Origin of the sequence: Geodermatophilus sp. DSM 44513 (assembly GCF_032460525.1) — a bacterium.
In the GTDB taxonomy this organism is placed as follows: Bacteria; Actinomycetota; Actinomycetes; order Mycobacteriales; family Geodermatophilaceae; genus Geodermatophilus.
The window spans coordinates 3,735,176-3,758,645 of sequence record NZ_CP135963.1 but is presented as its reverse complement, the minus strand read 5'-3'; the positions used below and the strand labels follow the sequence as shown (position 1 = coordinate 3,758,645).

Here is a 23,470-nt window from a genome sequence, read left to right as displayed (position 1 = left end):
CCATGCCCACCCGCGACACCGTCGAGATCGGCCTCAACCGCTTCGCCCGCCGCGGCTACGACCTCGACGAGGTCTCGATCGTGCCCTCCCGGCGCACCCGGGACATGGACGACGTCTCGACCGCCTGGCAGATCGACGCCTTCCGGTTCGACATCCCGCTGGTCACCAGCCCGAGCGACGCCGTCGTCAGCCCGGCGACCGCGATCGCCGTCGGGCAGGCCGGCGGCCTGGGCGTGCTCAACGCCGAGGGGCTGTGGACCCGCTACGACGACCCGACGCCGGTCTACCGGCGGCTGCGCGAGGCCGCCGGGGACGGGGCGCCGCCGGTGGCGCTGCTCCAGGAGGTCTACGCCCGGCCGGTCGAGCCGGACCTGATCACCGCCCGGGTCAAGGAGATCCGGGACGCCGGGGTGACGACGGCGGTGCGCGTCTCCCCGCAGCACACCGCCCAGCTGGCCCCGACGGTGCTGGCCGCGGGGGTCGACCTGCTGGTCATCCAGGGCACGATCGTGTCGGCCGAGCACGTCACGACCTCCGGCGACGCGCTCAACCTCAAGGACTTCATCGCCGACCTCGACGTCCCGGTCATCGTCGGGGGCGCGGCCAACTACCAGACCGCCCTGCACCTGATGCGCACCGGCGCGGCCGGCGTGGTCGTCGGCGTGGGCGCCGACACGTACTCCACGACGGACGCCGTCATGGGCATCCGGGTGCCGCTGGCCAGCGCCATCGCCGACGCCGCCGCGGCCCGCCGCGACTACCTGGACGAGACCGGCGGCCGCTACGTGCACGTCATCGCCAACGGCCGGATCGAGACCAGCGGCGCGATCGCCCGCGCCCTGGCCTGCGGTGCCGACGCGGTGCAGGTCGGGGAGCCGCTGCGCGCCGCGGCGGAGGCCCCCGGTGCCGGCATCTGGTGGGACTCGGTGGCCGCCCACCCGCGGCTACCCCGCGGGGGCACGTCCGCGCCGGTCCCGCCCGCCGGTTCGCTGCACGACGTCCTGCTCGGCGAGGCGCACACCGGCGACGGGCGCAGCAACCTGTTCGGTGCGCTGCGCCGGACGATGGCCAAGACCGGGTACCGGGACCTCAAGGAGTTCCAGCGCGTTGACCTGGTCATCGGTGGCTACCAGCCCGCCACGCAGGACGACTGATGGACTTCCCGACCGTCCTGGTCGTCGACTTCGGCGCGCAGTACGCCCAGCTCATCGCCCGGCGGATCCGCGAGGCCGGGGTCTACTCCGAGATCGTGCCCTCCGACGTCCCGGCCGAGGAGATCGTGGCCCGCAAGCCGGCGGCGATCGTGCTCTCCGGCGGGCCCTCCAGCGTCTACGCCGAGGGTGCTCCGCGCGTCGACCCGGCGCTGTTCGAGGCCGGCGTCCCGGCGTTCGGCATCTGCTACGGCTTCCAGGCGATGGCCGACTCGCTCGGCGGCACGGTGGCCCGCACCGGTGACCGGGAGTACGGCGGCACCCCGCTGACGGTGACCACGGCCGGCCGGCTGTTCGGCGCGCTGCCGGTCGAGCAGTCGGTGTGGATGAGCCACGGGGACGCCGTCAGCGCTGCCCCGCCCGGGTTCACGGTGACCGCCACCTCCACCGGTGCGCCGGTCGCGGCCTTCGAGGACGTCGACCGGAGGCTGGCCGGCGTGCAGTTCCACCCCGAGGTGCGGCACACCGCGCACGGCCAGACGGTGCTGGAGCACTTCCTGTTCGACATCGCCGGACTCGAGCCGACCTGGACGATGGCCAACGTCGTCGAGGAGCAGGTCGAGCGCATCCGCGCGCAGGTGGGCGACCGGCGGGCGCTGTGCGCGCTGTCCGGCGGGGTCGACTCCGCGGTGGCCGCCGCGCTGGTGCAGCGCGCCGTCGGCGACCGGCTGACCTGCGTCTACGTCGACCACGGGCTCATGCGCGAGGGCGAGACCGAGCAGATCGAGCGGGACTTCGTCGCCGTCACCGGCGCGGACCTGCGGGTGGTCGACGCCCGCGAGCAGTTCCTCGCCGCGCTGGCCGGCGTCAGCGACCCGGAGCAGAAGCGCAAGGTCATCGGCCGGGAGTTCATCCGCGTCTTCGAGCAGGCCGCGCTCGACGTCGTCCACGACGCGCAGACCCACGGGGAGACCGTCGACTTCCTCGTGCAGGGCACGCTGTACCCCGACGTCGTCGAGTCCGGCGGTGGCACCGGGACGGCGAACATCAAGAGCCACCACAACGTCGGCGGGCTGCCCGAGGACCTCACCTTCACCCTGGTCGAGCCGCTGCGCACGCTGTTCAAGGACGAGGTGCGCGAGGTCGGCCTGCGCCTCGGGCTGCCCGAGTCGCTGGTGTGGCGCCAGCCGTTCCCCGGCCCCGGGCTGGGCATCCGGATCGTCGGCGAGGTCACCGCCGACCGGCTGGACGTGCTGCGGCGGGCCGACGCGATCGCGCGTGCCGAGCTCACCGCGGCCGGTCTGGACCGGGAGATCTGGCAGTGCCCGGTGGTGCTGCTGGCCGACGTCCGCTCGGTCGGCGTGCAGGGCGACGGGCGCACCTACGGCCACCCGGTGGTGCTGCGGCCGGTGTCCAGTGAGGACGCGATGACCGCCGACTGGACCCGGCTGCCCTACGACGTGCTGGCCCGCATCTCCACCCGGATCACCAACGAGGTGGAAGAGGTGAACCGGGTGGTGCTCGACGTGACCAGCAAGCCACCGGGCACCATCGAGTGGGAGTAGTCCGAGGGGCGCCGCGCGCTGATCCGGGGCGTCGGTGCACAGGATGTGCACGTGTCGCTGTCGGGATGGCGTCCTGACCGCAGTGGGTGCACGAACTGCGGGCCGGCGGGCCCCGCGGCGGCCGGCGGGCAACCCTCGCCGGCCTACCGGGTCGCCGTACTCCCGGCCCGGTCCCGGACGGCGTGGGCGTCAGGCGGCGGGGTGCCGAAGACGGCGGGGTCACGGGGCGGCGCGGGTTCGGGGGTGAGCGCGGCGTCCTCGATGCGGTCGAAGCGGGCACGAGGTGCTGGTCGTCGACCAGTACGAGGGGCGGGTCTTCGACGACTACGACGAGGCAGGGGCACACGCCGAGCGGGTCGGTTTCCCGGCGCTCATGGCCGCGGCGGTGGACGCGGTCGCCGGCCTCCCCGACGGCTTCGTGGCGGCCGGCTTCTCCAACGGCGCCGGCATGGCCGAGTACGTGGCCACCCGACGGCGCTGCGCCGGGCTGCTGCTGTTCTCCGGCGCGCTGCCGCTCGACCTGCTCGGGGACCTCCCCTGGCCGACCGGTCTGCGGGCCCAGCTCCACCACACCGTCGACGACCCCTTCCGGCGGCAGGAGTGGATCGACCGGGTGGTGGCCGACGCGGCCCGCGCCGGCGGCCACGTGGAGGCACACGACTACGACGGCAGCGGCCACCTGTTCACCGACCCGAGCCTGCCGGGCGAGTACGACGCCGGGGCCGCGGAGCTGCTGTGGCAGCGCGCCCTCGGGTTCGTCGACGGGCTCTGACGCGGTGGAGGGCCCGGGGAGCGGTCGGCTCCCCGGGCCCTCTGTCCCGACGGCTCAGCGTCGGCGACGGGCCCGGCGCACCTCGGCGACCAGCAGGGCCACGCCGCCCCCGACCAGCACCAGCCACAGCAGGCTGCCGTCGACCAGGCCCGCGGGCAGCACCGCGCCGGCCAGGAAGACGACGGCGGGGACGACGAACAGCACCCCGGGGACGAGCGCGGCGAGGTCGACCCCCCGGCGTGCGGGCGGGGGCGGGTCCTCGGTCTCCAGCGGGGTGACCTCACCCCAGGCCTGCTCCTGCCAGGCCGTCGGGGTGGTCGGGAACTCGCTGTAGTCAGGCACGGTCCACCTCCACGTCGCCGACGCCGGCGTCGACGGTCAGCACGATCTCGGGGACGTCGTCCCCGCTCCAGGTGGCGGGGCCGTCGCCGCGGGAGAACCCGGTCCCGGAGTCCAGGTCGAGGACGTCCACGTCACCAACGCTGCGATCCACCTCGACCTCGACGTCGGCCCCCTCGGGCACCAGGACCTCCACGTCCCCGACCCCGGCCGCCACCCTGGTCGTGACCGGGTCGTCGAGGTCGCTCAGGTCGAGGTCGGAGAGGTCCAGCGTCAGGTCACCGATCCCGCCGTCGTAGACCGGCTGCACGTCGGCGACGCGCAGCGGCCGCTCCGTGCGGTCGCCGACGCCCCCCTCGCCCTCCGGCCAGTCGGCGGTGGCGCCGACCAGCGCCACCGACAGGACGACGCCCAGCGCGACGAGCCCGCCCCTGCCCCGCCGGCCGCCGGTGAAGGCGGCGGCGACCAGGCCCAGCCCGACCACGGCCAGCGCCGGGGCGAGGAAGCCGACCGGGCCGACGTCCCAGCTGGTCAGGGCGGTCACCCCGGCGAGCAGCCCGACGACGATGAGCAGGGCGGCCAGGGTCAGGCCGGGTACGGGGGATCGGGGCCCGGCCGGGCGGGCCGACCGCGGCTGCCCCGAGCGGGGCCCGGCCGGCGTGAACAGCCACAGCAGCAGGTAGACCGGCACGCCGGGGCCGGCGAGGGCCAGCGCGACGAAGCCGACCCGCCACAGCAGGGGGTCGACGCCGCTGTACTCGGCCAGTCCACCGGAGACGCCGCCGAGGACCTTGTCGCTGCGACTGCGGCGCAGCGACGGCCGCACCGGGGGACCGGGCGGCAGGGGGAGCGCCCCCGCCGGCGGGTCCGCCGACGGGGGAGCGGGGGGCGGTGCGGATGTCATGGCACCGAGCCTGTCCCCGCCGGGGACGGCGGTCCATCGGGGAACGCCCCCATCCTCCCCGGTGGGTGACCTCCGGGTCCTCACCGGTGCCGCCGGACCCCCTCCCGGTGCGACGATCGACACCGTGACCACGCCCCTGCCCGTGCGCCCGCGCCTGGTGCGCCCGCGCTCGGGGCGGCTGCTGGCCGGCGTCTCCGCGGGGACGGCCCGCCACCTGCGGACCGACCCGCTCGTCGTGCGGGTGGCCTTCGTGGTGCTCGCCTCCGCGGGCATCGGCGTGGTGGCCTACGCCCTGCTGTGGTTCTTCGTGCCGGTCGCGGACGCCGACGCCGAGGCCGCCGCCGAGGTGCCCGGGCCGGTCGAGGAGCCCAGCCACCGGCAGACGCTGGGCCTCGGCCTGCTCGGCGTCGGCGCGCTGCTCGCGGTCACCAACCTGGGCACCTGGGGCGGCGGCGACCTGGTGCTGCCGCTGCTGCTGGTCGGCGTCGGGCTGACCGTCATCTGGCGCCAGCTGGACACCGACCGCACCCTGTCCGGCCCCGGCGTCCGCTGGCTGCTCGCCGGCGGGGTGGCCCTCGGCGTGGCCGGCCTGGTGCTGCTGCTGGCCACCACCGGGCAGCTGGCCAACGCCCGCAACGGCTTCAGCGCGACCCTGGTCATCCTGGCCGGCGTCGCGCTGGCCACCGCGCCGGTGTGGCGCCGGCTGCTCGCCTCCCGCGAGGCCGAGCGCACCGCCCGGGTGCGCTCGGAGGAGCGGGCTGCCGTCGCCGCCCACCTGCACGACTCGGTGCTGCAGACCCTCGCCCTCATCCAGCGGCACGCCGACGACGCCACCGCGGTGTCCCGGCTGGCCCGCGGCCAGGAGCGCGAGCTGCGCACCTGGCTCTACGAACCGGCGGTCGCCTCCGGCGGAGGCACCTGGGCGGCGCTGGTCTCCGGCGTGGTCGCCGAGGTGGAGGCCGATCACGCGCTGACCGTCGAGTCGGTCGTCGTGGGCGACGCGCCGCTGGACGACGCCCTCACCGCCCTGGGGGCAGCCACCCGCGAGGCGCTGGTCAACGCGGCCAAGCACTCCGGCGCCGCCGCGGCCGACCTCTACACCGAGGTCGGCCCCCAGCGGGTCGCCGTCTTCGTCCGCGACCGCGGCGCCGGGTTCGACCCCGCCGCCGTCCCCGGCGACCGGCGCGGGCTGCGCGACTCGGTCTCCGGCCGGCTCACCCGCCTCGGCGGCACGGCGGTGGTGCGCTCGGCACCCGGGGAGGGCACCGAGGTGGAGCTGTGCCTGCCCCGCGAACGGGCGGTCGCGTGAGCACGACCGTGTCCCCGGGCGCGTCCGGTCGCCCGGCCGTCTTCCTCGTGGACGACCACGCCATGGTGCGCACCGGCGTCCGCGCCGAGCTCGGCGGCGCCGTGGACGTCGTCGGGGAGGCCGCCGACGTCGCGGGCGCCGTCGACGGGATCCGCCGGACCGTGCCCGACGTCGTCCTGCTCGACGTCCACCTGCCCGGCGGCGGGGGACGGGCGGTGCTGGACACGCTGCGCGCCGAGCTGCCCACCGTGCGCTGGCTGGCGCTGTCGGTGTCCGACGCCGCCGAGGACGTCATCGCCGTCATCCGCGCCGGCGCCCGCGGCTACGTCACCAAGACCATCTCCGGGCCGGACCTGCGCGACGCCGTCGCCCGGGTCGCCGACGGGGACGTGGTGTTCAGCCCGCGGTTGGCCGGCTTCGTGCTCGACGCCTTCGCCGCGTCGACGCCCTCCCCGGAGCCGGCGGACCCGGCCACCGACCCCGGGCTGGACCTGCTCAGCGCCCGCGAGCGGGAGGTCATGCAGCTGCTGGCGCGCGGCTACACCTACCGGGAGATCGGCTCGCGGCTGTTCATCTCGGTGAAGACGGTGGAGTCGCACGCGTCCAACGTGCTGCGCAAGCTGCAGCTGTCCAACCGCAACGAGCTCACCCGCTGGGCGGCCACCAACCGGCTGCTGTGACCGACCTCCACGCGGACGGCCGCCTGCCGGCTCACCGGAAGTGGCTCTTGGGGATCGTGCCGTGCACGCCGACGGTGCGGTCGACCACCTGCGAGACCGTGAAGTCCACGGCCGCCGACAGGTAGGCGTAGGCCACCGACCGGTCCATGCCGAGGTCGTGCTGCAGGAAGTCCAGCGCGTTGACCGTCGCCCGCCGGTTGGCGACGTCGAGGTCGCCGCCCTGGCCGCCCCGCGAGCCGTCGGGGTCGGACAGGCCGATCGTCACCCAGGCGTCCGGGGTCTCGCCGAAGGGGTAGCCGAAGGCGACCGACGGCGCGTCGCCGGAGCCGGGCTTGCAGACGGTGAGCCGGAAGGTGAGCCGCAGCGACCCCTCCAGCGCGGTGAGCGCGGCCTCGCCGCTGCCCATGGACATGTGCGGGTCGCCGACGGAGAACAGCGCCCCCTCGGCCACCACGGGCACGTAGAAGGCCGAGCCGACGGTCAGCAGGTTCACGTCGATGTTGCCGCCGCCCAGCGTGGGCGGGATGGAGTTGACCAGCGGGTCGTCCAGCGTCGGGGCGTCGCTGACCGTGGCCACCGCCATGAGGCCGGCGAACGGGGCGACCGGCCAGGACACCGTGCCGCGCCGGCCGCGGGGGAGCGAGGCGACCGTCGTCCCGCCGCGGCCGGTGGACAGCGGGGTGAGGTGGGAGACGTTGCCGTACCGGGTCGGGTCCCCTGTCGCGCGGCCGTCGGTGCCCACCGGCGGCATGACCTCGGCGAGGGTGATGTCCGCCGGCGGGTTGTCGGCGAACTGGCGGGCCAGCGCGCCCTTGCCGTGCCGGCTGGACACGACGCCGTAGGGAACGCGCGGCAGGGCGGTCAGCGGCTCGATCTTCAGGACGTCGCCGGGCCGGGCGCCCTCGACGTGCACGGGGCCGGTGACCACGTGCGGGCCGTCGGCGTCGAAGTCGCGGGCGTGCCGGTCGTACCCCGCGGCCACCGCCACGGCGTCGTCGAGCACCTGCTCGCGGGGCACGCCCCTGCTGCCGAACCAGGCCACCGGGTCGCGGCCCTGGTCCTCCAGGACCCCCTCGTGGCTGACCGTGTCCACGGTGAGCGTGCCGCCCGACCGGACCCGTGCGACTGCGGCGTCACCGACGCGCGGCAGGTAGCCCCAGTAGACCTCGTCCACCCGCGACGGCAGGTACACCTCACCGTCGATGGGCCCGCGGCCCGGCTGCAGGACCTCGCCGGGCAGCCGGGTGCGGCCGCGGGGGGAGGCCACCGCGGGGGACGCCGCGGTCACCCCGGCCGCCAGGACCGCCCCGGCGGCCAGCGTGGCCTGGACGAAGGTCCGCCGCCCCAGCCCGCGCTCGAGCAGCTCGGCGGCCGCGGCCGGGTCCGGACGGTCGGCGGTCGGGTGCGGCGGGGTCAGGGTCACGGGCTCTCCCGGGTGCTCGGCGACAGCGTCCGGGATGTTCTACGGGTGCGGTGTTCCAGCCGTGAGGCGTCGGTGTTGCCCCGGGGTCACCAGGTCTCAGGCGGTGTGCACGACGTGGAAGGCCTCGCCGAGCCGGCCGTCGGGCAGCCCCATCCGGCGCCCGGTCTGGCGCATCCAGTCGGTGACGAAGGACTCGAGGTCGGTCATGTGGCTGACCTGGGTGACGTGGCTCTTCAGTGCGGCGAACTTCAGCTCGACGACGTCGGTGACGTCGACGACGTGGTCGGCGCGCGGGCTGGCGCCCAGCCACACCTCGGCGACCGTCCAGGCCTCCAGCCCCTCGTCGGCCAGCAGCTCGGGGAACGCGAAGGGGTTGCGCGCGTCGGGGTAGACGGCCCGCAGCGTCGACTCGCCCACGGTCATGTGGTCGGGGTGGCTGGCGCCGATGCGCTCCCAGAACCGCTCCGGGGAACTGGTCAGCACCCGCTGCGGGCGCACCTGGCGGATCACCCGGCTGATGTCGCGCCGCAGGTCGAGGGTCAGCTCCAGCCGGCCGTCGGGGTGGCCGAGGAACCGGACGTCGGTCACGCCGACCGCCTTGGCCGCCGCCTCCTGCTCGGCGCGCCGCAGCGGCCCCATCCGCTCCCGCGGGGTGTCGTCGAAACCGCCGGCGTCGCCGTCGGTGACGATGCAGTAGGTGACCTCGGTGCCGGCCGCCGTCCAGGTGGCGACGGTGCCGGCGCTGCCGAAGTCGACGTCGTCCGGGTGGGCGAGCACGCACAGCGCCCGCTCGACGTGCTCGGCGGGCTTCCGGGGCGGGGGCACGGTCACGGCTGCCGAGCCTATGCCCGGGAGTGCCGGCCCACCGGCGGCGTCGCTAGAGCCGGCCCCGGCCCCGGCGCAGCAGCACCATGCCCAGCGCCGCGCCCTCGGGGCCGAGGGCGTCCTGGAAGCGGGCGATCACCTGCTGCTCGCGGGCGAGGGACAGCCGGGTGCCGCCGGCGGTGCGGCGCAGCTCGCCGATCTCCTGCGACACGGCCAGCCGGCGCTGCACCAGCGCGATGATCTCGCCGTCGCAGCGGTCGATCTCCCCGCGCAGCTCGGCGATGCGCTCGTCGGCGGGGGTCGTGGTGGTGGTCATCTCGGTCTCCTGGCAGGGGCGGGAGCCCGCGGACCCAGGGACGACGGACGCCCCGGGCTCCTCGGGCCCGGGGCGTCGGTTGCGGCGGTTGCTCAGCCAGCGGCGACGGACACCGGATCCCGGTGGCCGTAGGGAAAGCCGACGGTGGCGAGCACGGCGGGGAGTCTGCCACGCGGACCGGCGGAGGGGCCAGCACGACCCGGTGGACGGCGTGGCGCGACGGCGGGACGTGTCACCCGGTCGAACTACAGTGGTGTGTCTATGAGCAGCGCCCAGCAGGCCCTCCCGGGCACCGCCTCCCTCCCGCGTTCGGCGACCGGCCAGGTGGGGCGGGAGCTGGACCGCATGCTGGCCGGCCTCAACGGCCCGCAGCGCCAGGCCGTCGTCCACGAGGGGAGCCCGCTGCTCATCGTCGCCGGCGCCGGGTCGGGCAAGACCCGGGTGCTCACCCACCGCATCGCCTACCTGCTCGGTGCCCGCGGCGTGCAGCCCGGCGAGGTCCTGGCGATCACGTTCACCAACAAGGCCGCCGGGGAGATGAAGGAGCGGGTCGCCGCCCTGGTCGGGCCGCGCGCCCGCGCGATGTGGGTGTCGACGTTCCACTCGATGTGCGTGCGCATCCTGCGCGCCGAGGCGGCCAAACTCGGCATGAAGTCGTCGTTCACCATCTACGACCAGGGCGACTCCGTCCGGCTGATGACCATGGTCGCCCGCGACCTGGACCTCGACGCCAAGCGCTACCCCGGCCGCAGCCTGGCCGCGCAGGTGTCCAACCTGAAGAACGAGCTGGTCGACGAGGAGTCCTTCACCCCGGCCACCGCGCCGGAGAAGGTGCTCGCCGAGGCGTACACGCTCTACCAGCGACGGCTGCGCGAGGCGCACGCCATGGACTTCGACGACCTGATCATGACGACGGTGCACCTGCTGCAGGCCTTCCCGGACGTCGCCGAGCACTACCGCCGCCGCTTCCGGCACGTGCTGGTCGACGAGTACCAGGACACCAACCACGCGCAGTACGTGCTGGTCCGCGAGCTGGTGGGCACCGGCGAGGGTCCGGTGCCGCCGGCCGAGCTGTGCGTCGTCGGCGACGCCGACCAGTCGATCTACGCCTTCCGCGGCGCGACGATCCGCAACATCGACGAGTTCGAGCGCGACTACCCGCAGGCCACCACGATCCTGCTCGAGCAGAACTACCGGTCCAGCCAGCGGATCCTGCGGGCGGCCAACCAGGTCATCGCCCGGAACACCGCACGGCGCCCCAAGAACCTGTGGACCGACGCCGGCGACGGCGAGCTGATCGAGGGCTACGTCGCGGAGAACGAGCACGACGAGGCCGCGTGGGTCGCCGAGCAGATCGACGCGCTGGTCGACGAGGGCACGGCGAGGCCCGCGGACATCGCCGTCTTCTACCGGACCAACAACGCCTCCCGCGTCTTCGAGGAGGTGTTCATCCGCGTCGGCATGCCGTACAAGGTCGTCGGCGGGGTGCGCTTCTACGAGCGCCGGGAGGTCCGCGACGCGCTGGCCTACCTCAAGCTGGTCGCCAACCCGGCCGACGTGGTGAGCCTGCGCCGGGTGATCAACGTGCCCAAGCGGGGGATCGGGGAGAAGGCCGAGTCCTGCATCGAGTCCTTCGCCGACCGGGAGCGGATCGCGTTCGGCTCGGCGCTGCGCCGCTGCTCGGAGGTCACCACGTTGGCGGCGCGCTCGCGGAAGGCGATCGAGGAGTTCGTCGCGCTGCTGGAGGAGTTCGAGCAGCTGGTCGAGACCGGCTCGGGCCCGGCCGCGCTGCTGGAGAGCATCCTGGACCGCACCGGCTACCTCGCCGAGCTGCAGGCCAGCACCGACCCGCAGGACGAGGGCCGCGTCGACAACCTCAACGAGCTCATCTCGGTGGCCGCGGAGTTCGAGGCGGCCAACCCCGGTGGTTCGGTCACCGACTTCCTCGAGCAGGTCTCCCTCGTCGCCGACGCCGACCAGATCCCGGTCTCCGGGGACGACGCCGGCGTGGTCACGCTGATGACCCTGCACACCGCCAAGGGCCTGGAGTTCCCGGTCGTCTTCCTGAGCGGCATGGAGGACGGCGTCTTCCCGCACCTGCGCGCCCTCGGTGACCCGCGCGAGCTGGAGGAGGAGCGCCGGCTGGCCTACGTCGGCATCACCCGCGCCCGGCAGCGGCTGTTCCTCTCCCGCGCCACGGTGCGCACCAGCTGGGGGCAGCCGGCCTACAACCCGCCGTCCCGGTTCCTCGACGAGCTGCCGGGCGACACCGTGCACTGGGCGGGCGGGGAGCCGCTGCCCGCGCCGAGCACCGGGTACCGCTCGGCGCAGCAGCGGGTGGCGGCCACCGGGCTGTCCACCGGCGGCCTGCGCGGCGGCGCGGGCAACCGGGCGGTCATCTCCGTCGACGTCGGCGACCGGGTCAGCCACGACGCGTTCGGGCTGGGCACCGTCGTGGAGGTCACCGGGGTGGGCGACAAGGCGCAGGCGACGGTCGACTTCGGCTCCGGCGGCACCAAGCGCCTCGTCCTGCGCTACGCCCCGCTCGTGAAGCTCTGACACCGTCGTCCTACCGGACGACACCGCGGCCACGTGCCGTCCCGGCTGCCGGTGAGCCGTTCCGTCGCACCCCTCGCGGAGCCCTCCGGGCCCCACTCGGGCACGACCCTCGCAGGGCGGCTCGCTTCTCCTACACCACGACGCCGCGCGCGGCGAGGAACTCCTGGGGGTCGATCGGGCGCCCGTTCATGCCCCCGGAGTGGATCTGGTAGTGCAGGTGCGGGCCGGTCGACTGGCCCTCGTTGCCGATCGTGGCGATCTGGTCGCCGGCGTGCACCAGGTCGCCGGCCGCGACGTCGTAGTAGCGCATGTGCCCGTAGACGTGCACGTTGCCGTCGGCGTCCTGCACGTAGACGGCGTTGCCGTACCCGGAGGCCTTCCCCGCCCGGACGACGACCCCGTCGGTGGCCGACAGGATCGGCGTGCCCAGCGGCCCGGCGAGGTCCAGGCCGTAGTGCATGGTGCCCCAGCGCATGCAGAAGCAGGTGGTGAGCCGACCCTGCGCGGGCAGCACGGTCTCCGGCTCCCGGGCCGCACGGGAGGCGGCCAGCTCGCCGAGGCGGGCCTGCGCCTCGGCCTCGCTGATGCCCCGCCGCACCCCGGCGTCCTCCATGTCCCCGCTGAAGCCGACCTCGGTGGCGCCCAGGCCGTAGTCGGCGGCGCTCACCGACAGGCCGGCCGGGTCGGTGTCCACGGCACCCGGCACGGCCGCGAACAGGGCGCCGGCGACCAGGGCGGCGAGCCACGCCGGGCCGCGCCGGCCGGGCGGGCGGGGCAGCCGGCGGCGCGGCGCGGTGGCGGGCGGTACGGCGGCCGGTGCGTCGACGGCGTCGTCCGGGACGACCGCGGCCCGTGCGGCGGGGCGGGCACCGGTGCGGGCGGCGGCGAGCGCCGCGACAGCGGTCTCGCGGTCGGTGCGCGGTCGCTCCAGCAGCGCGGGGCCGGTCGAGCGGATCACGGGGCACCTTCTCCACGAGCGGTCCCCGAGCGGGGTGCCGCCGGAGCGGCCCGCGGGGGGCGACGACGGCTGGGACGTCCGGGGACCTCCGCCGGTGAGCACCGACGCCGTGATCGGACCGTAACGATCAGTCAGCGCACCGTCGCTCCCGTGGCCGCACCCGCCGGTGTGTCTGCGCCGGGTGGTGCCGGTGGGACCGCTGTGACGGCCCCACCGGGACGCCGGGCCGGGCGGGTGCGGCGCACGGGTCAGGAGTGGTCGCCGTCCACCGCGCCGCGCGCGGTGACGTCCTGGAACGGCCCCCTCGCAGGGACCCGCGCCGAGCGGAGCGAGGCGTGGGGGGCGAGGGGGTCCTTCCTCAGGCGACGGCGGCCGGCGCGAGGCCGACGGCGGGGTCTCGGCGGACCCCGGCCAGGGTCGTGGCGACCTCGTCGAGCACGCCGCGGTGGAAGGGCAGCGACGTGTGGCCGACGCCGCGGACCAGCACGTTGCGGGCCCGCAGGTCCGGGTGGTCGCACCGCCCGGCACCGGTGGGCACGACCACCTGGTCGAGGTCGCTGTAGATCGCCGTCACCGGGGTGCGCACGTCCGGCGCCGGCTCGGCGAGCTCGCGCAGCACCGCCGACCCGGGCCGCAGCTGGCGCACCAGCGGGGTGGGCAGCAGGTGGGCCAGCACCGAGCCGCCGTGCGGCGTCCCGAGCGTCACCAGCGTCTCGACGTGCCGGTCGCCGCCCTGGCGCTGCACGTGGTAGCGGGCCAGCAGGCCGCCCAGGCTGTGCCCGACGACGTGCACCCGCTCGTGCCCGATGCGCTCGCAGACCCGCTGCAGGTGCTCACCCAGGTCGGCGGCACCCCGGGCCACGTCGGACAGGAAGGGGCTGTAGTTCCACGAGCAGACCGAGGTGAACCCGCGTCGGCGCAGGCTGCGCCGCATCACCGCGAAGATCGAGTGGTTGTCGATCAGCCCGTGCACGAGGACGACGGGGACGCGGGCGGCGAGCGGGTCGGCGCCGAACAGGGCGCGCACCCCGGGCGGCTGCTCGCCGGGGCGGCAGCGTGGGTCGACCCGGAGCGGCTCGGCACGGGCGCCCAGCGGGTACATCAGCACGTGGGCCCCGACGAGGGCGAGCTCGGTCATCCCGCCGGTGAGGGCGGACGGGCTCAGCAGTGAGCGCAGCAGCTGCCGCGGTGTCCCCGTCCCGCGGCCGACGGTGTGCGAGGCTGGACCGGCCTCCGGGTCGCTGGGTGACCGCATCGTCCCTCCCCGTCCGGGCCCACCGGCCGGGTGGTCTCCCCGGGGCGCTGACCGCTGCGGGATGCCCGGTCCACCCGACGGTAGAACCGCCGTGTGGCAGCCGTCACATCGACGCCACGGGCGTCACCCGTTCGTGACCTGGGAGGGGAGGGGACCGTGGCCACCCGCGACGGACCCACCCGCGCCCGTCCGCGCCGGCCGGCCGACCGCGGGGGCGGCACCGGACGCTCGCCCGGGCCGGTCCCCGGCACGCCCGCCGACGGGCTGGTCGTCGGTGACCCGCCACCGCTCGGCCGCGCCGTCGGCGTGCTGCTCGTCCTCGCCGGCGTGGCGGGCGCGCTCGGCCTGGTCCCTGGCTACCTCGTCGTCGGCGGCACCGCGGTGGCCCCGTCCGCCCACCCGCTCGGGCTGCTCGCCGGCCTGCTGGTGCCGGTGACGGCGGCGACGGTCGGCGGGGGTCTGGCCGCGGGCCGGGTCCCGCGCCTCGGCCTGGCCTACGCCGGCATCGGCGCCGGGCCGGCCCTGGGCCTGCTGCTCATCGAGCTCTACCGGGCCCGGACCTCGACGGTCCGGCCGGGCATCGAGGTGATCGCCGGCCAGCAGGTCCTGACCAGCTCGGTCGACGTCCGGGCCGGGTGGGTGCTCGGCGCCGTCGCCCTCGCGCTCACCGTCCTGGCCGGCGTGCTGGCGGTGGCCGCCTGGGGTCGCACCGTCATGGACGACGCCGGTGCCCTGGACCCCGCCCGCCCGGCACTGGCCGGCGCCGCGGTGCTGGTGGCGGTCGGCACGGTGCTGTGCCTGGTGCTGCCGGCCGCCGACCTGCCCGACCGCATCGTTGCCGACCCCGTGACCGGGCTGCAGGTCGTCGTCCCGCAGGAGGGTCCGCAGGGGCTGTTCGAGCGGCCCGGCCTGGCGCTGCTGGGTGGTCTGCTGCTGGCCGGTGCCGTCGTCCTGTGCTCGGTGCTGGCGCCCTCGCTGCGGCCCCGGCTGGCCGCCGTCGGCGGGCTGCTGGCCATCGCCGTCGTCGTCCTGTCCGCCGGGCTGGCCGGGCTGCGGGACGCGGTGGTCTCCGGGGACCTGGAGTGGACGCTGCCCGGGGCCGGGCTGCTGCTGGCCGGCCTGGGGTACGTCGCGCTGACCCTGCTGGCCTGGCGGCTGCGCCGGACGCCCGCCCGCGCGGCCGCCGGCGGGTAGCCGCGCGGCGGTGACCAGGACGGTCGCCGTGACGCCGCGCACCTGTCGACCGCCGGTGCGCAGCGCCGGTCCGGCGGGGTCTACGGTGGCCGTTCGTGGATCTCTTCGAGTACCAGGCGCGTGACCTGTTGGCCTCGCACGGCGTGCCCGTGCTGCCCGGCGGCGTCGCCGAGACCCCCGAGCAGGCCGAGGCGATCGCGCGGGAGATCGCCGCGCCCGTCGTCGTCAAGGCGCAGGTGAAGACCGGCGGCCGCGGCAAGGCCGGCGGCGTCAAGCTCGCGGGCGACGCCGAGGAGGCCCGCGCCCGCGCCCAGGACATCCTGGGTCTGGACATCAAGGGCCACGTCACCCACCGCGTGATGGTCGCCCAGGCCAGCGACATCGCCGAGGAGTACTACTTCTCCTACCTGCTCGACCGCGCCAACCGCACCTTCCTGGCGATGGCCTCCGTCGAGGGCGGCATGGAGATCGAGCAGCTCGCCGTCGAGCGCCCCGAGGCGCTGGCCCGCGTCCCCGTGGACGCCACCGTCGGCGTCGACACCGCCAAGGCCGCCGAGATCGTCGACGCCGCAGGCTTCCCCGCCGAGGTGCGCGACCAGGTGATCGCCATCGCCGTCCAGCTGTGGCAGGCCTTCAGCGCCGAGGACGCCACCCTCGTGGAGGTCAACCCGCTGGCCAAGGCGCCCGACGGCACCGTCCTCGCGCTGGACGCGAAGGTGACCCTCGACGAGAACGCCGACTTCCGCCACCCCGACCACGCCGGTCTGGCCGACGCCGCCTCGGCCAACCCGCTGGAGGCCGCCGCCAAGGAGCGCGACCTCAACTACGTCAAGCTCGACGGCCAGGTCGGCATCATCGGCAACGGCGCGGGCCTGGTCATGAGCACGCTGGACGTCGTGGCCTACGCCGGTGAGGAGTTCGGCGGGGTCCGCCCGGCCAACTTCCTCGACATCGGCGGCGGCGCCTCCGCTCAGGTCATGGCCGACGGCCTGCAGATCATCCTCTCTGACCCCGACGTGACGAGCGTGTTCGTCAACGTCTTCGGCGGCATCACCTCCTGCGACGCGGTCGCCGACGGCATCGTGTCCGCGCTCGGGATGCTGGGGGATGCGGCGACCAAGCCGCTGGTCGTCCGGCTCGACGGCAACGCCGTCGAGGAGGGCCGGCGGATCCTCGCCGAGGCCGCCCACCCGCTGGTGACCGTGGTGGACACGATGGACGGCGCCGCGCGCCGGGCCGCCGAGCTCGCCGCCCGCTGACCGCCCACTCCCGACAGGAACCCGCAGAGATGTCGATCTTCCTCAACGAGAACAGCAAGGTCATCGTCCAGGGCATGACCGGCTCGGAGGGGCGCAAGCACACCCAGCGCATGCTGGCCTCCGGCACGGCGGTCGTGGGCGGCGTCAACCCGAGCAAGGCCGGCCAGAGCGTCGACTTCGACGGCGCCTCGGTGCCGGTCTTCGGCGGCGTGGCCGAGGCGGTGAAGGAGACCGGCGCGGACGTCAGCGTCGTCTTCGTGCCGCCGCGGTTCGCCAAGGACGCCGTCATGGAGGCCCTGGACGCCGAGATCGGCATGTGCGTGGTCATCACCGAGGGCATCCCGGTGCACGACTCGACGTCCTTCTACGCCCACTCCCGAGGCGGCTCGACCCGGCTGATCGGCCCGAACTGCCCCGGCCTGATCAGCCCCGGGCGGTCCAACGTCGGCATCATCCCGGCCACCATCGCCCCGACCCCCGGCCGGATCGGCCTGGTCAGCAAGTCCGGCACGCTGACCTACCAGATGATGTACGAGCTGCGCGACATCGGCTTCTCCACCGCCGTCGGCATCGGCGGCGACCCGGTCGTCGGCACGACGCACATCGACTGCCTGCAGGCCTTCCAGGACGACCCGGAGACCGAGGCCATCGTGATGATCGGCGAGATCGGTGGGGACGCCGAGGAGCGGGCCGCCGACTTCATCCGGGACAACGTCACCAAGCCCGTCGTCGGGTACGTCGCCGGCTTCACCGCGCCCGAGGGCAAGACGATGGGCCACGCCGGTGCGATCGTGTCCGGTTCGGCCGGCACCGCACAGGCCAAGAAGGAGGCCCTCGAGGCAGCCGGTGTGCGCGTGGGCAAGACGCCGTCGGAGACCGCCCGGCTCATGCGGGAGATCGTCGGCTGACGGCCCCGGGAGCACCGCAGGGAGCGCCAGCGACCGAGGAGCGGACCGGGGCGCGGAAGCCGACCATCGGCATCGTCGGCTGACGGCCCCGGGAGCATCGCAGGGAGCGCCAGCGACCGAGGAGCGGACCGGGGCGCGGAAGCCGACCATGGGACGCGTCGGCTGACGGTGCCGGGAGCGGCGTCCCCGGGTCCCGTCCCGGTCCCGGGGACGGACGGCGGGTGTGTCGGCCCGGCCCTCGCTGCGGGCGGTGCCCACGATCGACGCAGTGCCCCGCCGAGACCGAGGAGTGTCCCGCGATGACCAGTCAGCCGCCGCAGCCGCCCGGCGGGGGCTCCGACGAGCGCCGTCCGGCCGACGGGGGGACCGTGCCGGGGCAGCCGCCCCAGGGACACCCCGGCCACGGGCAGCAGCCGTCCTCCGGTCAGCCGTGGTACGGGCCGCAGCCGGGCCACGGCCAGCCGCCGTACGGCCAGCCCGGCTACGGGCAGCAGTCGCCGTACGGCACCCAGCCCCCCTACGGCTACGGCGCCCCCCACCCGCCGCAGTACGGGCAGCCCCAGTACGGACAGCCGCAGTACGGACAGCCCCAGTACGGGCAGCCCCAGTACGGGCAGCCCCCGTACGGACAAGCCCCGTACGGACAGCCCCCGTACGGGTACCCGTACGGCCAGCCCTGGGGCCAGCAGGGCCACGGCGCGCCGCCGTACGGCCAGCCGCAGTCCTGGGGGCCGCCACCGTACGGCCAGTACTCCCCGCCCCAGCAGCCGTACGGGCCCCCGGCTCCCGGAGCGCACGTCGGCCTGGACCGCCGCAGGCTGGACCGCGCCGACGTGCTGGTCGCGGCCAGCTGCGCGGCGTTCCTGTTCTTCGCCGCCCTGCCCTGGTTCACCTTCGACTTCGGGTTCGGCCTCGCCGAGTCGATCAACGGCTTCGACCTCGGGCTGGTCGCCACCGCCGCCGTGCTGCTCGTCCTCGCCGCGCTCTGGTCGCTGCTGCCCGCGGTCGTCGACCTGCGGCTGCCCTTCCCCCGGGGCCTGCTCAGCACCGCCCTGACCTCGCTGGCCCTGCTGCTCGCCCTCGTCGGCTGGCTGAGCACGTTCGAGGGCGGCTTCAGCGTCTTCGCGCTGCTCACCCTCCTCGCCGCCGTCGCGGCCGTGGCCTCCGCCGTGCTGGCGCTGCTGCGCCACGGCCGGTCCTCGGGGCCGAGGGGCTGGGCGCCGCAGCACCCGGGCGGGTGGCCACCGGCCGGGGCGCCGGGTGCCCCGGGTCAGCACGCCCCGGGCCCGCCGGCCGGCGGGGAGGAGCCGCCGCCGGTCACCGGACAGCCCACGCCGGCGCCCGACGCTGGCCGTGACGACGACCGGCCCGGCGGGTCGACCGCCTCCGGCGCGGCGCCCGGCCCCGCGGCGTAGGCCACCACCTCGGGTCCCGCCGGGCGCGTGGTCCGGCGTTCCCGGCCAGGGCTTGGGACAGTGGGCAGGTGGTCTCCCTGCTCGCCCGACTGGGCCTGCCCGGTCAGCGGGACCGGGACCCGGGCGCCCGGGGCTCCTGGCACGCCCCCGTGCTCACCGCCGCGGCGGTCGCCGCCGTCACCGTGCTCGGGCTGCTCGGGGTGGGCCTGGCCTCGGTCGTGGTGCAGACGCTCGACCCGGCCGGCGGGCTGCCCGTCGCGGACTCCGCCCGCCTGGCCGGGCGGGCGTGGCTGCTCGCCCAGGGCGGCGGCCTGTCGCCGGCGTCCGGTCCGCTGGTGCTCGCCCCGCTGCTGCTCACCCTGGCGGCGGCGTGGGGCCTGTCCAGCGCCGGCCGTGGCGTCGTCCGCGTCCGTGACGTCCCTGACGGGCGGTCCCTCGCCGCGGTCGTCGCGGCCGGTGCGGGGACGCACGCGCTGCTCACCGTGCTCGTCGGGCTGCTCGTCGCCACCCCCGCGGTGCCCGTCGACCTGCTGCGGTCCGCGGCCGGGAGCGCCGTCCTCGCCGTCCTGGCCGTCGGCTGGGGGGCGGCGCGGGACTCCGGGCTGCTCGACGACGTCCTCGACCGCCTGCCCGGGCCGGTGCGGCCGCTCCTGCGCGCCGCCGCGGCCGGGCTGCTGACCGCCGTGGCGCTGGCCCTGGTCGTGGTGGCCGTGGCCGTGGGCGCCGACACCCGGGGGTACGCGGCGCTGTCGGGCTCCCTCGGCGGGGCCGGCGCCGGTGCGGTCGGGCTCCTGGTGCTCGGCGTCCTGCTGCTGCCCAACGCCGCCGCGGCCGCGATCGGCCTCGCGGCGGGGCCGGGCTTCGCCGTCGGCAGCGGCACGCTGGTGTCGGTGCACGGGATCACCCTCGGCGCGGTCCCCGCCCTGCCGCTGCTGGCCGCGCTGCCCGACACCCAGGCGGTGCCGCTGCTGGCCTTCGCCTCCCAGGCGGTGCCCGCGCTGGCCGGTCTGGTGGCCGGCGGCACGCTGGGCCGGTGGCTGGACGACGAGGACGGCGGCTCGGTGGTGGCCGGGCTGTGGGGCGTGCTCGCCGGCGTGCTGCTCGGGGTCGCGTGCGGGCTGGTCGCCGCCGCCGGCGGCGGGTCGCTCGGCGACGGCGCCCTGGCCGGGGTCGGGGCGCCGCCGGTCGCGACCGGCCTGGCCGTGGCCCTCCAGGCCGGCGTCGCCGCGGGGCTCGCCGCGGCGGTCACCCGCTGGCGCTCCCTGGCCTGAGGGGGCGGGGCCAGCCCGGTTAGGGTCCTGCCGTGCCCGCCACCGAGCAGTCCGCGCGGGCGCGGGTCGTCGTCCTGCTGTCGGGGACCGGGTCGCTGGCCGAGGCGCTGCTGACCGCCGCGGAGCAGCCGGGCTACCCGGCCGGCGTCGTCGCCGTCGGCAGCGACCGCGACGCCCCGGGCCTCGAGCACGCCGGGCGCCGCGGCGTCCCGACCTTCACCTGCGCGCTGCGCGACCACCCCGACCGCACCGGCTGGGACGCCGCGCTGGCCGCTGCGATCGCCGCACACCGGCCCGACCTGGTCGTCTCCGCGGGCTTCATGAAGCTCGTCGGCCCCGCGGTGCTGGGCGCCTTCGGTGGCCGGCTGCTCAACACCCACCCCGCGCTGCTGCCGGCCTTCCCCGGCGCGCACGCCGTCCGCGACGCGCTGGCCGCCGGGGCCCGGGTCACCGGCAGCACGGTGCACTGGGTGGACGCCGGCGTCGACACCGGCCCGGTCATCGCCCAGCGGGAGGTGCCCGTCCTCCCCGGCGACGACGAGGCGCGGCTGCACGCACGGATCAAGGACGTGGAGCGCGAGCTCCTGGTGGAGACGGTGGCGCAGCTGGTCACCTCCCGCCGCACGACGAGGGAGAGCACCCGATGAGCGACCGCACCCCCGTCCGCCGCGCGCTGCTGGGCGTGTACGACAAGGCCGGCGTCGAGGAGCTCGCCCGCGGGCTGGCCGACGCCGGCGTGGAACTGGTGAGCACCGGCGCGACCGCCCGCCGCATCGCCGACGCCGGGGTGCCGGTGACCCCCGTGGAGCAGGTCACCGGCTTCCCCGAGTGCCTCGACGGCCGGGTCAAGACACTGCACCCGGCGGTGCACGCCGGCATCCTGGCCGACCGCCGGCTGCCCGCCCACGTGCAGCAGCTCGAGGAGCTCGGCATCGCGCCGTTCGACCTGGTCGTGGTCAACCTCTACCCCTTTCCCGAGACCGTGGCCTCCGGGGCCGGCCCGGACGAGTGCGTGGAGCAGATCGACATCGGGGGGCCGGCGATGGTCCGCGCCGCGGCCAAGAACCACCCGTCGGTGGCCGTCGTCGTCGACCCGGCCCGCTACGGCGACGTCCTGGCCGCCGTCGCCGCCGGCGGCTTCACCCTCGCCCACCGGCAGGCCCTGGCCGCCGCCGCCTTCCGGCACACCGCGACCTACGACATCGCCGTCGCCTCGTGGCTGGGCAGCGCGCTGGCCCCCGACGACGACTCGGGCTTCCCGGCGTGGGTGGGCGCCAGCTGGCAGCGCGCCGAGGTGCTGCGCTACGGGGAGAACCCGCACCAGCGGGCGGCGCTGTACCGCAGCGACCGGCCCGGGCTGGCGCACGCCGAGCAGCTGCACGGCAAGCCGATGTCCTACAACAACCACGTGGACACCGACGCCGCCTGGCGGGCCGCGCACGACCACACCGACCCGTGCGTGGCGATCGTCAAGCACGCCAACCCGTGCGGGATCGCCGTCGGCACCGACGTCGCCGCCGCGCACCGCAAGGCGCACGCCTGCGACCCGGTGTCGGCCTTCGGCGGGGTCATCGCGGCCAACCGCGAGGTCGACCTCGCCATGGCCGAGCAGGTCGCCGAGGTGTTCACCGAGGTCGTCGTCGCGCCGTCCTTCACCGAGGACGCGTTGCAGGTGCTCTCCGCGAAGAAGAACATCCGCCTGCTGCGGCTGCCCGAGGCCGACCGGCCGGGCACCGAGCTGCGGCCGGTCGGCGGCGGGCTGCTGCTGCAGACGGCCGACCGCATCGACGCCCCCGGCGACGACCCCACCACCTGGACGCTGGCCACCGGCGAGCCGCTGGACGCCGCCGGCCTGGACGACCTGGTGTTCGCATGGCGCTCGGTCCGCGCGGTGAAGAGCAACGCCATCCTGCTGGCCCACGGGAAGGCGACCGTCGGCGTGGGCATGGGCCAGGTGAACCGGGTGGACGCCGCCCGGCTCGCGGTGTCCCGGGCGGGGGAGCGGGCCGCCGGGGCGGTCGCCGCCTCCGACGCGTTCTTCCCCTTCGCCGACGGCTTGCAGGTGCTCCTCGACGCCGGGGTGCGCGCGGTCGTGCAGCCCGGCGGCTCGGTGCGCGACGAGGAGGTCACCGCGGCCGCGGCCGCCGCGGGCATCCCGCTCTACCTCACCGGGACCCGGCACTTCGCGCACTGATGCCGTCACCGAGACCGCACGTCGGGCCCCCCGCGGCCGGCTCGGTCGTCGAGGACGCGGACCTCGCCCGCGTCGACTGGTGGGGCGCCGAACTGGACGGCGTCACCTTCACCCGCTGCCGCTTCGACGACGCCGACCTCACCGAGCTGGTCACCCGGCGCTGCGCGTTCGACGCCTGCGTGCTGACCGGCGTGCGGATGAGCGGCGCCCGCCACCACGGCAGCGCCTTCCTGTCCTGCCGGTTCGACCGCGCCCGGCTGCTCGACGTGACCTGGGACGGCTGCAAGCTCACCGGCTCGCAGTTCCCCGGCGCGCAGCTGCGGCCGATGGCCACCACCGACAGCGACTGGAGCTGGACGTCGCTGCGCGGTGTGGACCTCTCCGGGCTCGCGCTGGCCGGCCAGCGGTTCCGGGAGGCGGACCTGACCGGCGCCGACCTGCGCGAGTGCGACCTCACCGGCGCCGACCTCGACCGGGCGCGGCTGCAGGCCGCCCAGCTGCGGGGGGCCGACGTCCGGGGCGCCTCGACCGACGCCGTCGACTGGCGCGGCCTGGACCTCACCGGTGTGCGCCTCGACCTCGGCCAGGCCGTCCAGGTCGCCCGCGCCCACGGCGCGCTCGTGGACTGACCGTGCCTACCGCCGCGGACGGCCGGCGGCGAGGGCCCGGAGCCCCCCGAGCAGGCCCAGCACCGGGACGGCGACGGCGCACCAGAGGCCGGTGTCGATCGTGGCGGCGTCCCAGCCGCCGGCGGCCAGCGGCACCAGCACCCCGACGGCGGCCACCAGGGCGACGAGCAGGGCCAGGGCGCCGAGGGCGCGGTGCGCGCGGGCCGGCACGAGGACGAGCAGACCCAGCACCGCCAGCACCGCGCCACCCAGGACGACGGCCATCGGCTGCCAGAACCCGTCGGCGAGCAGCCGCGCGACGCCGCCCGCGGCCAGGTCGTCCGACCCGCGACCGACCAGGTCCGCGCCGGTGAGGTCGCTGCCGGGCACCCAGCGCAGCAGCAGGCTCAGGCCGGCGGCTGCGCCGGCCAGGAGCAGCAGCAGGCCGGCCAGCCCGGCCGGGCGCCGGGCGCGCACCGGTCGGACCGGGTGCTCCGGCACGGGGCGGGGCGCGTAGCCGGCGGGGAGCGGCGGGACGGACGTGGGCTGCTCGGCGCTCATCGGC

Annotated in this window: 22 protein-coding genes; 14 read left to right on the top strand and 8 right to left on the bottom strand. The window is 76.1% G+C overall.

Features of this window, described 5'->3' with window-relative positions; translation table 11 throughout:
- Positions 1 to 2: 2 nt before the first annotated feature.
- The 3 genes from RTG05_RS18140 (at position 3) to RTG05_RS18130 (ending at position 3,488) form a co-directional block, all read left to right on the top strand.
- The gene (locus RTG05_RS18140; RefSeq protein ID WP_166526280.1) at positions 3 to 1,154 is read left to right on the top strand and encodes a GuaB3 family IMP dehydrogenase-related protein; all 1,152 of its coding nucleotides are present in this window, start codon (positions 3 to 5) and stop codon (positions 1,152 to 1,154) included.
- Positions 1,154 to 2,716, top strand: coding sequence for a glutamine-hydrolyzing GMP synthase (gene guaA, locus RTG05_RS18135; protein WP_166526279.1), 1,563 nt, complete (start codon positions 1,154 to 1,156; stop codon positions 2,714 to 2,716). Before RTG05_RS18140 ends, guaA begins: the two co-directional genes overlap by 1 nt.
- Before the next feature lie 283 nt (positions 2,717 to 2,999).
- Positions 3,000 to 3,488 carry a dienelactone hydrolase family protein gene (locus tag RTG05_RS18130; RefSeq protein WP_166526278.1) on the top strand — a complete coding sequence of 163 codons (489 nt, stop codon included), beginning with the start codon at positions 3,000 to 3,002 and terminating at the stop codon, positions 3,486 to 3,488.
- A 54-nt stretch (positions 3,489 to 3,542) separates the two neighbouring features.
- Here RTG05_RS18130 and RTG05_RS18125 read toward each other — a convergent pair whose 3' ends face one another.
- Entirely contained in the window at positions 3,543 to 3,830 is a 288-nt protein-coding gene (locus RTG05_RS18125; protein WP_315912033.1) for a hypothetical protein, read from the bottom strand.
- Entirely contained in the window at positions 3,823 to 4,731 is a 909-nt protein-coding gene (locus tag RTG05_RS18120) for a PspC domain-containing protein (RefSeq protein ID WP_315912032.1), read from the bottom strand. Before RTG05_RS18120 ends, RTG05_RS18125 begins: the two co-directional genes overlap by 8 nt.
- Positions 4,732 to 4,855: 124 nt before the next feature.
- Between RTG05_RS18120 and RTG05_RS18115 the strand changes: the two genes are divergently transcribed.
- Positions 4,856 to 6,040, top strand: coding sequence for an ATP-binding protein (locus RTG05_RS18115; protein ID WP_315912031.1), 1,185 nt, complete (start codon positions 4,856 to 4,858; stop codon positions 6,038 to 6,040).
- Complete coding sequence (locus RTG05_RS18110) at positions 6,037 to 6,720, top strand: response regulator (RefSeq protein WP_315912030.1); 684 nt, start codon at positions 6,037 to 6,039, stop codon at positions 6,718 to 6,720. The genes RTG05_RS18115 and RTG05_RS18110 overlap by 4 nt, the downstream gene beginning before the upstream one ends.
- A gap of 31 nt (positions 6,721 to 6,751) precedes the next feature.
- On the opposite strand, the gene RTG05_RS18105 is transcribed toward RTG05_RS18110, so the two are convergent.
- The 3 genes from RTG05_RS18105 to RTG05_RS18095 all read right to left on the bottom strand — a co-directional run bounded on the left by RTG05_RS18105 (position 6,752) and on the right by RTG05_RS18095 (position 9,284).
- Positions 6,752 to 8,143: an acetamidase/formamidase family protein gene (locus RTG05_RS18105; RefSeq protein WP_315912029.1), complete on the bottom strand. Its 1,392-nt coding sequence runs from the start codon at positions 8,141 to 8,143 to the stop codon at positions 6,752 to 6,754.
- 96 nt (positions 8,144 to 8,239) lie between these two features.
- The gene (locus RTG05_RS18100) at positions 8,240 to 8,974 is read right to left on the bottom strand and encodes a PIG-L deacetylase family protein (RefSeq protein ID WP_208104644.1); all 735 of its coding nucleotides are present in this window, start codon (positions 8,972 to 8,974) and stop codon (positions 8,240 to 8,242) included.
- A 46-nt stretch (positions 8,975 to 9,020) separates the two neighbouring features.
- Positions 9,021 to 9,284, bottom strand: a complete 264-nt coding sequence (locus RTG05_RS18095) for a chorismate mutase (protein ID WP_166526275.1) — start codon at positions 9,282 to 9,284, stop codon at positions 9,021 to 9,023.
- Positions 9,285 to 9,545: 261 nt separating this feature from the next.
- Here RTG05_RS18095 and pcrA point away from each other — a divergent pair, with 261 nt between their 5' ends.
- Positions 9,546 to 11,843, top strand: coding sequence for a DNA helicase PcrA (gene pcrA, locus RTG05_RS18090; protein ID WP_166526274.1), 2,298 nt, complete (start codon positions 9,546 to 9,548; stop codon positions 11,841 to 11,843).
- Between the two features lie 130 nt (positions 11,844 to 11,973).
- Here the strand turns inward: pcrA and RTG05_RS18085 are convergent, their stop codons facing one another.
- Positions 11,974 to 12,801, bottom strand: coding sequence for a M23 family metallopeptidase (locus RTG05_RS18085; RefSeq protein WP_166526273.1), 828 nt, complete (start codon positions 12,799 to 12,801; stop codon positions 11,974 to 11,976).
- A gap of 358 nt (positions 12,802 to 13,159) precedes the next feature.
- On the bottom strand, positions 13,160 to 14,056 hold the full coding sequence (locus tag RTG05_RS18080; protein WP_166526272.1) for an esterase/lipase family protein: 897 nt from the start codon (positions 14,054 to 14,056) through the stop codon (positions 13,160 to 13,162).
- A 156-nt stretch (positions 14,057 to 14,212) separates the two neighbouring features.
- Here RTG05_RS18080 and RTG05_RS18075 point away from each other — a divergent pair, with 156 nt between their 5' ends.
- The 8 genes from RTG05_RS18075 to RTG05_RS18040 all read left to right on the top strand — a co-directional run bounded on the left by RTG05_RS18075 (position 14,213) and on the right by RTG05_RS18040 (position 22,926).
- The gene (locus tag RTG05_RS18075; RefSeq protein WP_315912028.1) at positions 14,213 to 15,250 is read left to right on the top strand and encodes a hypothetical protein; all 1,038 of its coding nucleotides are present in this window, start codon (positions 14,213 to 14,215) and stop codon (positions 15,248 to 15,250) included.
- Positions 15,251 to 15,345: 95 nt separating this feature from the next.
- Positions 15,346 to 16,509, top strand: a complete 1,164-nt coding sequence (gene sucC / locus RTG05_RS18070) for an ADP-forming succinate--CoA ligase subunit beta (RefSeq protein ID WP_166526271.1) — start codon at positions 15,346 to 15,348, stop codon at positions 16,507 to 16,509.
- Positions 16,510 to 16,538: 29 nt separating this feature from the next.
- Positions 16,539 to 17,417, top strand: a complete 879-nt coding sequence (gene sucD, locus RTG05_RS18065; RefSeq protein WP_166526270.1) for a succinate--CoA ligase subunit alpha — start codon at positions 16,539 to 16,541, stop codon at positions 17,415 to 17,417.
- Between the two features lie 299 nt (positions 17,418 to 17,716).
- Positions 17,717 to 18,832 (top strand): hypothetical protein, encoded by a 1,116-nt coding sequence (locus tag RTG05_RS18060; RefSeq protein ID WP_315912027.1) that lies wholly within the window; start codon positions 17,717 to 17,719, stop codon positions 18,830 to 18,832.
- A gap of 68 nt (positions 18,833 to 18,900) precedes the next feature.
- Entirely contained in the window at positions 18,901 to 20,103 is a 1,203-nt protein-coding gene (locus tag RTG05_RS18055; protein ID WP_166526269.1) for a cell division protein PerM, read from the top strand.
- A gap of 32 nt (positions 20,104 to 20,135) precedes the next feature.
- Positions 20,136 to 20,750 (top strand): phosphoribosylglycinamide formyltransferase, encoded by a 615-nt coding sequence (purN, locus tag RTG05_RS18050; protein ID WP_166526268.1) that lies wholly within the window; start codon positions 20,136 to 20,138, stop codon positions 20,748 to 20,750.
- On the top strand, positions 20,747 to 22,297 hold the full coding sequence (purH, locus tag RTG05_RS18045; RefSeq protein ID WP_166526267.1) for a bifunctional phosphoribosylaminoimidazolecarboxamide formyltransferase/IMP cyclohydrolase: 1,551 nt from the start codon (positions 20,747 to 20,749) through the stop codon (positions 22,295 to 22,297). Before purN ends, purH begins: the two co-directional genes overlap by 4 nt.
- Positions 22,297 to 22,926 (top strand): pentapeptide repeat-containing protein, encoded by a 630-nt coding sequence (locus tag RTG05_RS18040; RefSeq protein WP_166526266.1) that lies wholly within the window; start codon positions 22,297 to 22,299, stop codon positions 22,924 to 22,926. Before purH ends, RTG05_RS18040 begins: the two co-directional genes overlap by 1 nt.
- Before the next feature lie 6 nt (positions 22,927 to 22,932).
- Here the strand turns inward: RTG05_RS18040 and RTG05_RS18035 are convergent, their stop codons facing one another.
- Complete coding sequence (locus RTG05_RS18035; protein WP_315912026.1) at positions 22,933 to 23,466, bottom strand: hypothetical protein; 534 nt, start codon at positions 23,464 to 23,466, stop codon at positions 22,933 to 22,935.
- Between the last annotated feature and the right edge of the window lie 4 nt (positions 23,467 to 23,470).

Bases quoted from the DNA above. Each gene is read 5' to 3' on its own strand.
- RTG05_RS18080 (WP_166526272.1), bottom strand. From the start codon at position 14,056: ATGCGGTCACCCAGCGACCCGGAGGCCGGTCCAGCCTCGCACACCGTC.
- RTG05_RS18040 (WP_166526266.1), top strand. From the start codon at position 22,297: ATGCCGTCACCGAGACCGCACGTCGGGCCCCCCGCGGCCGGCTCGGTC.
- RTG05_RS18035 (WP_315912026.1), bottom strand. From the start codon at position 23,466: ATGAGCGCCGAGCAGCCCACGTCCGTCCCGCCGCTCCCCGCCGGCTAC.
- sucD (WP_166526270.1), top strand. From the start codon at position 16,539: ATGTCGATCTTCCTCAACGAGAACAGCAAGGTCATCGTCCAGGGCATG.
- RTG05_RS18120 (WP_315912032.1), bottom strand. From the start codon at position 4,731: ATGACATCCGCACCGCCCCCCGCTCCCCCGTCGGCGGACCCGCCGGCG.
- purH (WP_166526267.1), top strand. From the start codon at position 20,747: ATGAGCGACCGCACCCCCGTCCGCCGCGCGCTGCTGGGCGTGTACGAC.
- RTG05_RS18095 (WP_166526275.1), bottom strand. From the start codon at position 9,284: ATGACCACCACCACGACCCCCGCCGACGAGCGCATCGCCGAGCTGCGC.
- RTG05_RS18060 (WP_315912027.1), top strand. From the start codon at position 17,717: ATGACCAGTCAGCCGCCGCAGCCGCCCGGCGGGGGCTCCGACGAGCGC.
- guaA (WP_166526279.1), top strand. From the start codon at position 1,154: ATGGACTTCCCGACCGTCCTGGTCGTCGACTTCGGCGCGCAGTACGCC.
- pcrA (WP_166526274.1), top strand. From the start codon at position 9,546: ATGAGCAGCGCCCAGCAGGCCCTCCCGGGCACCGCCTCCCTCCCGCGT.
- RTG05_RS18140 (WP_166526280.1), top strand. From the start codon at position 3: ATGCCCACCCGCGACACCGTCGAGATCGGCCTCAACCGCTTCGCCCGC.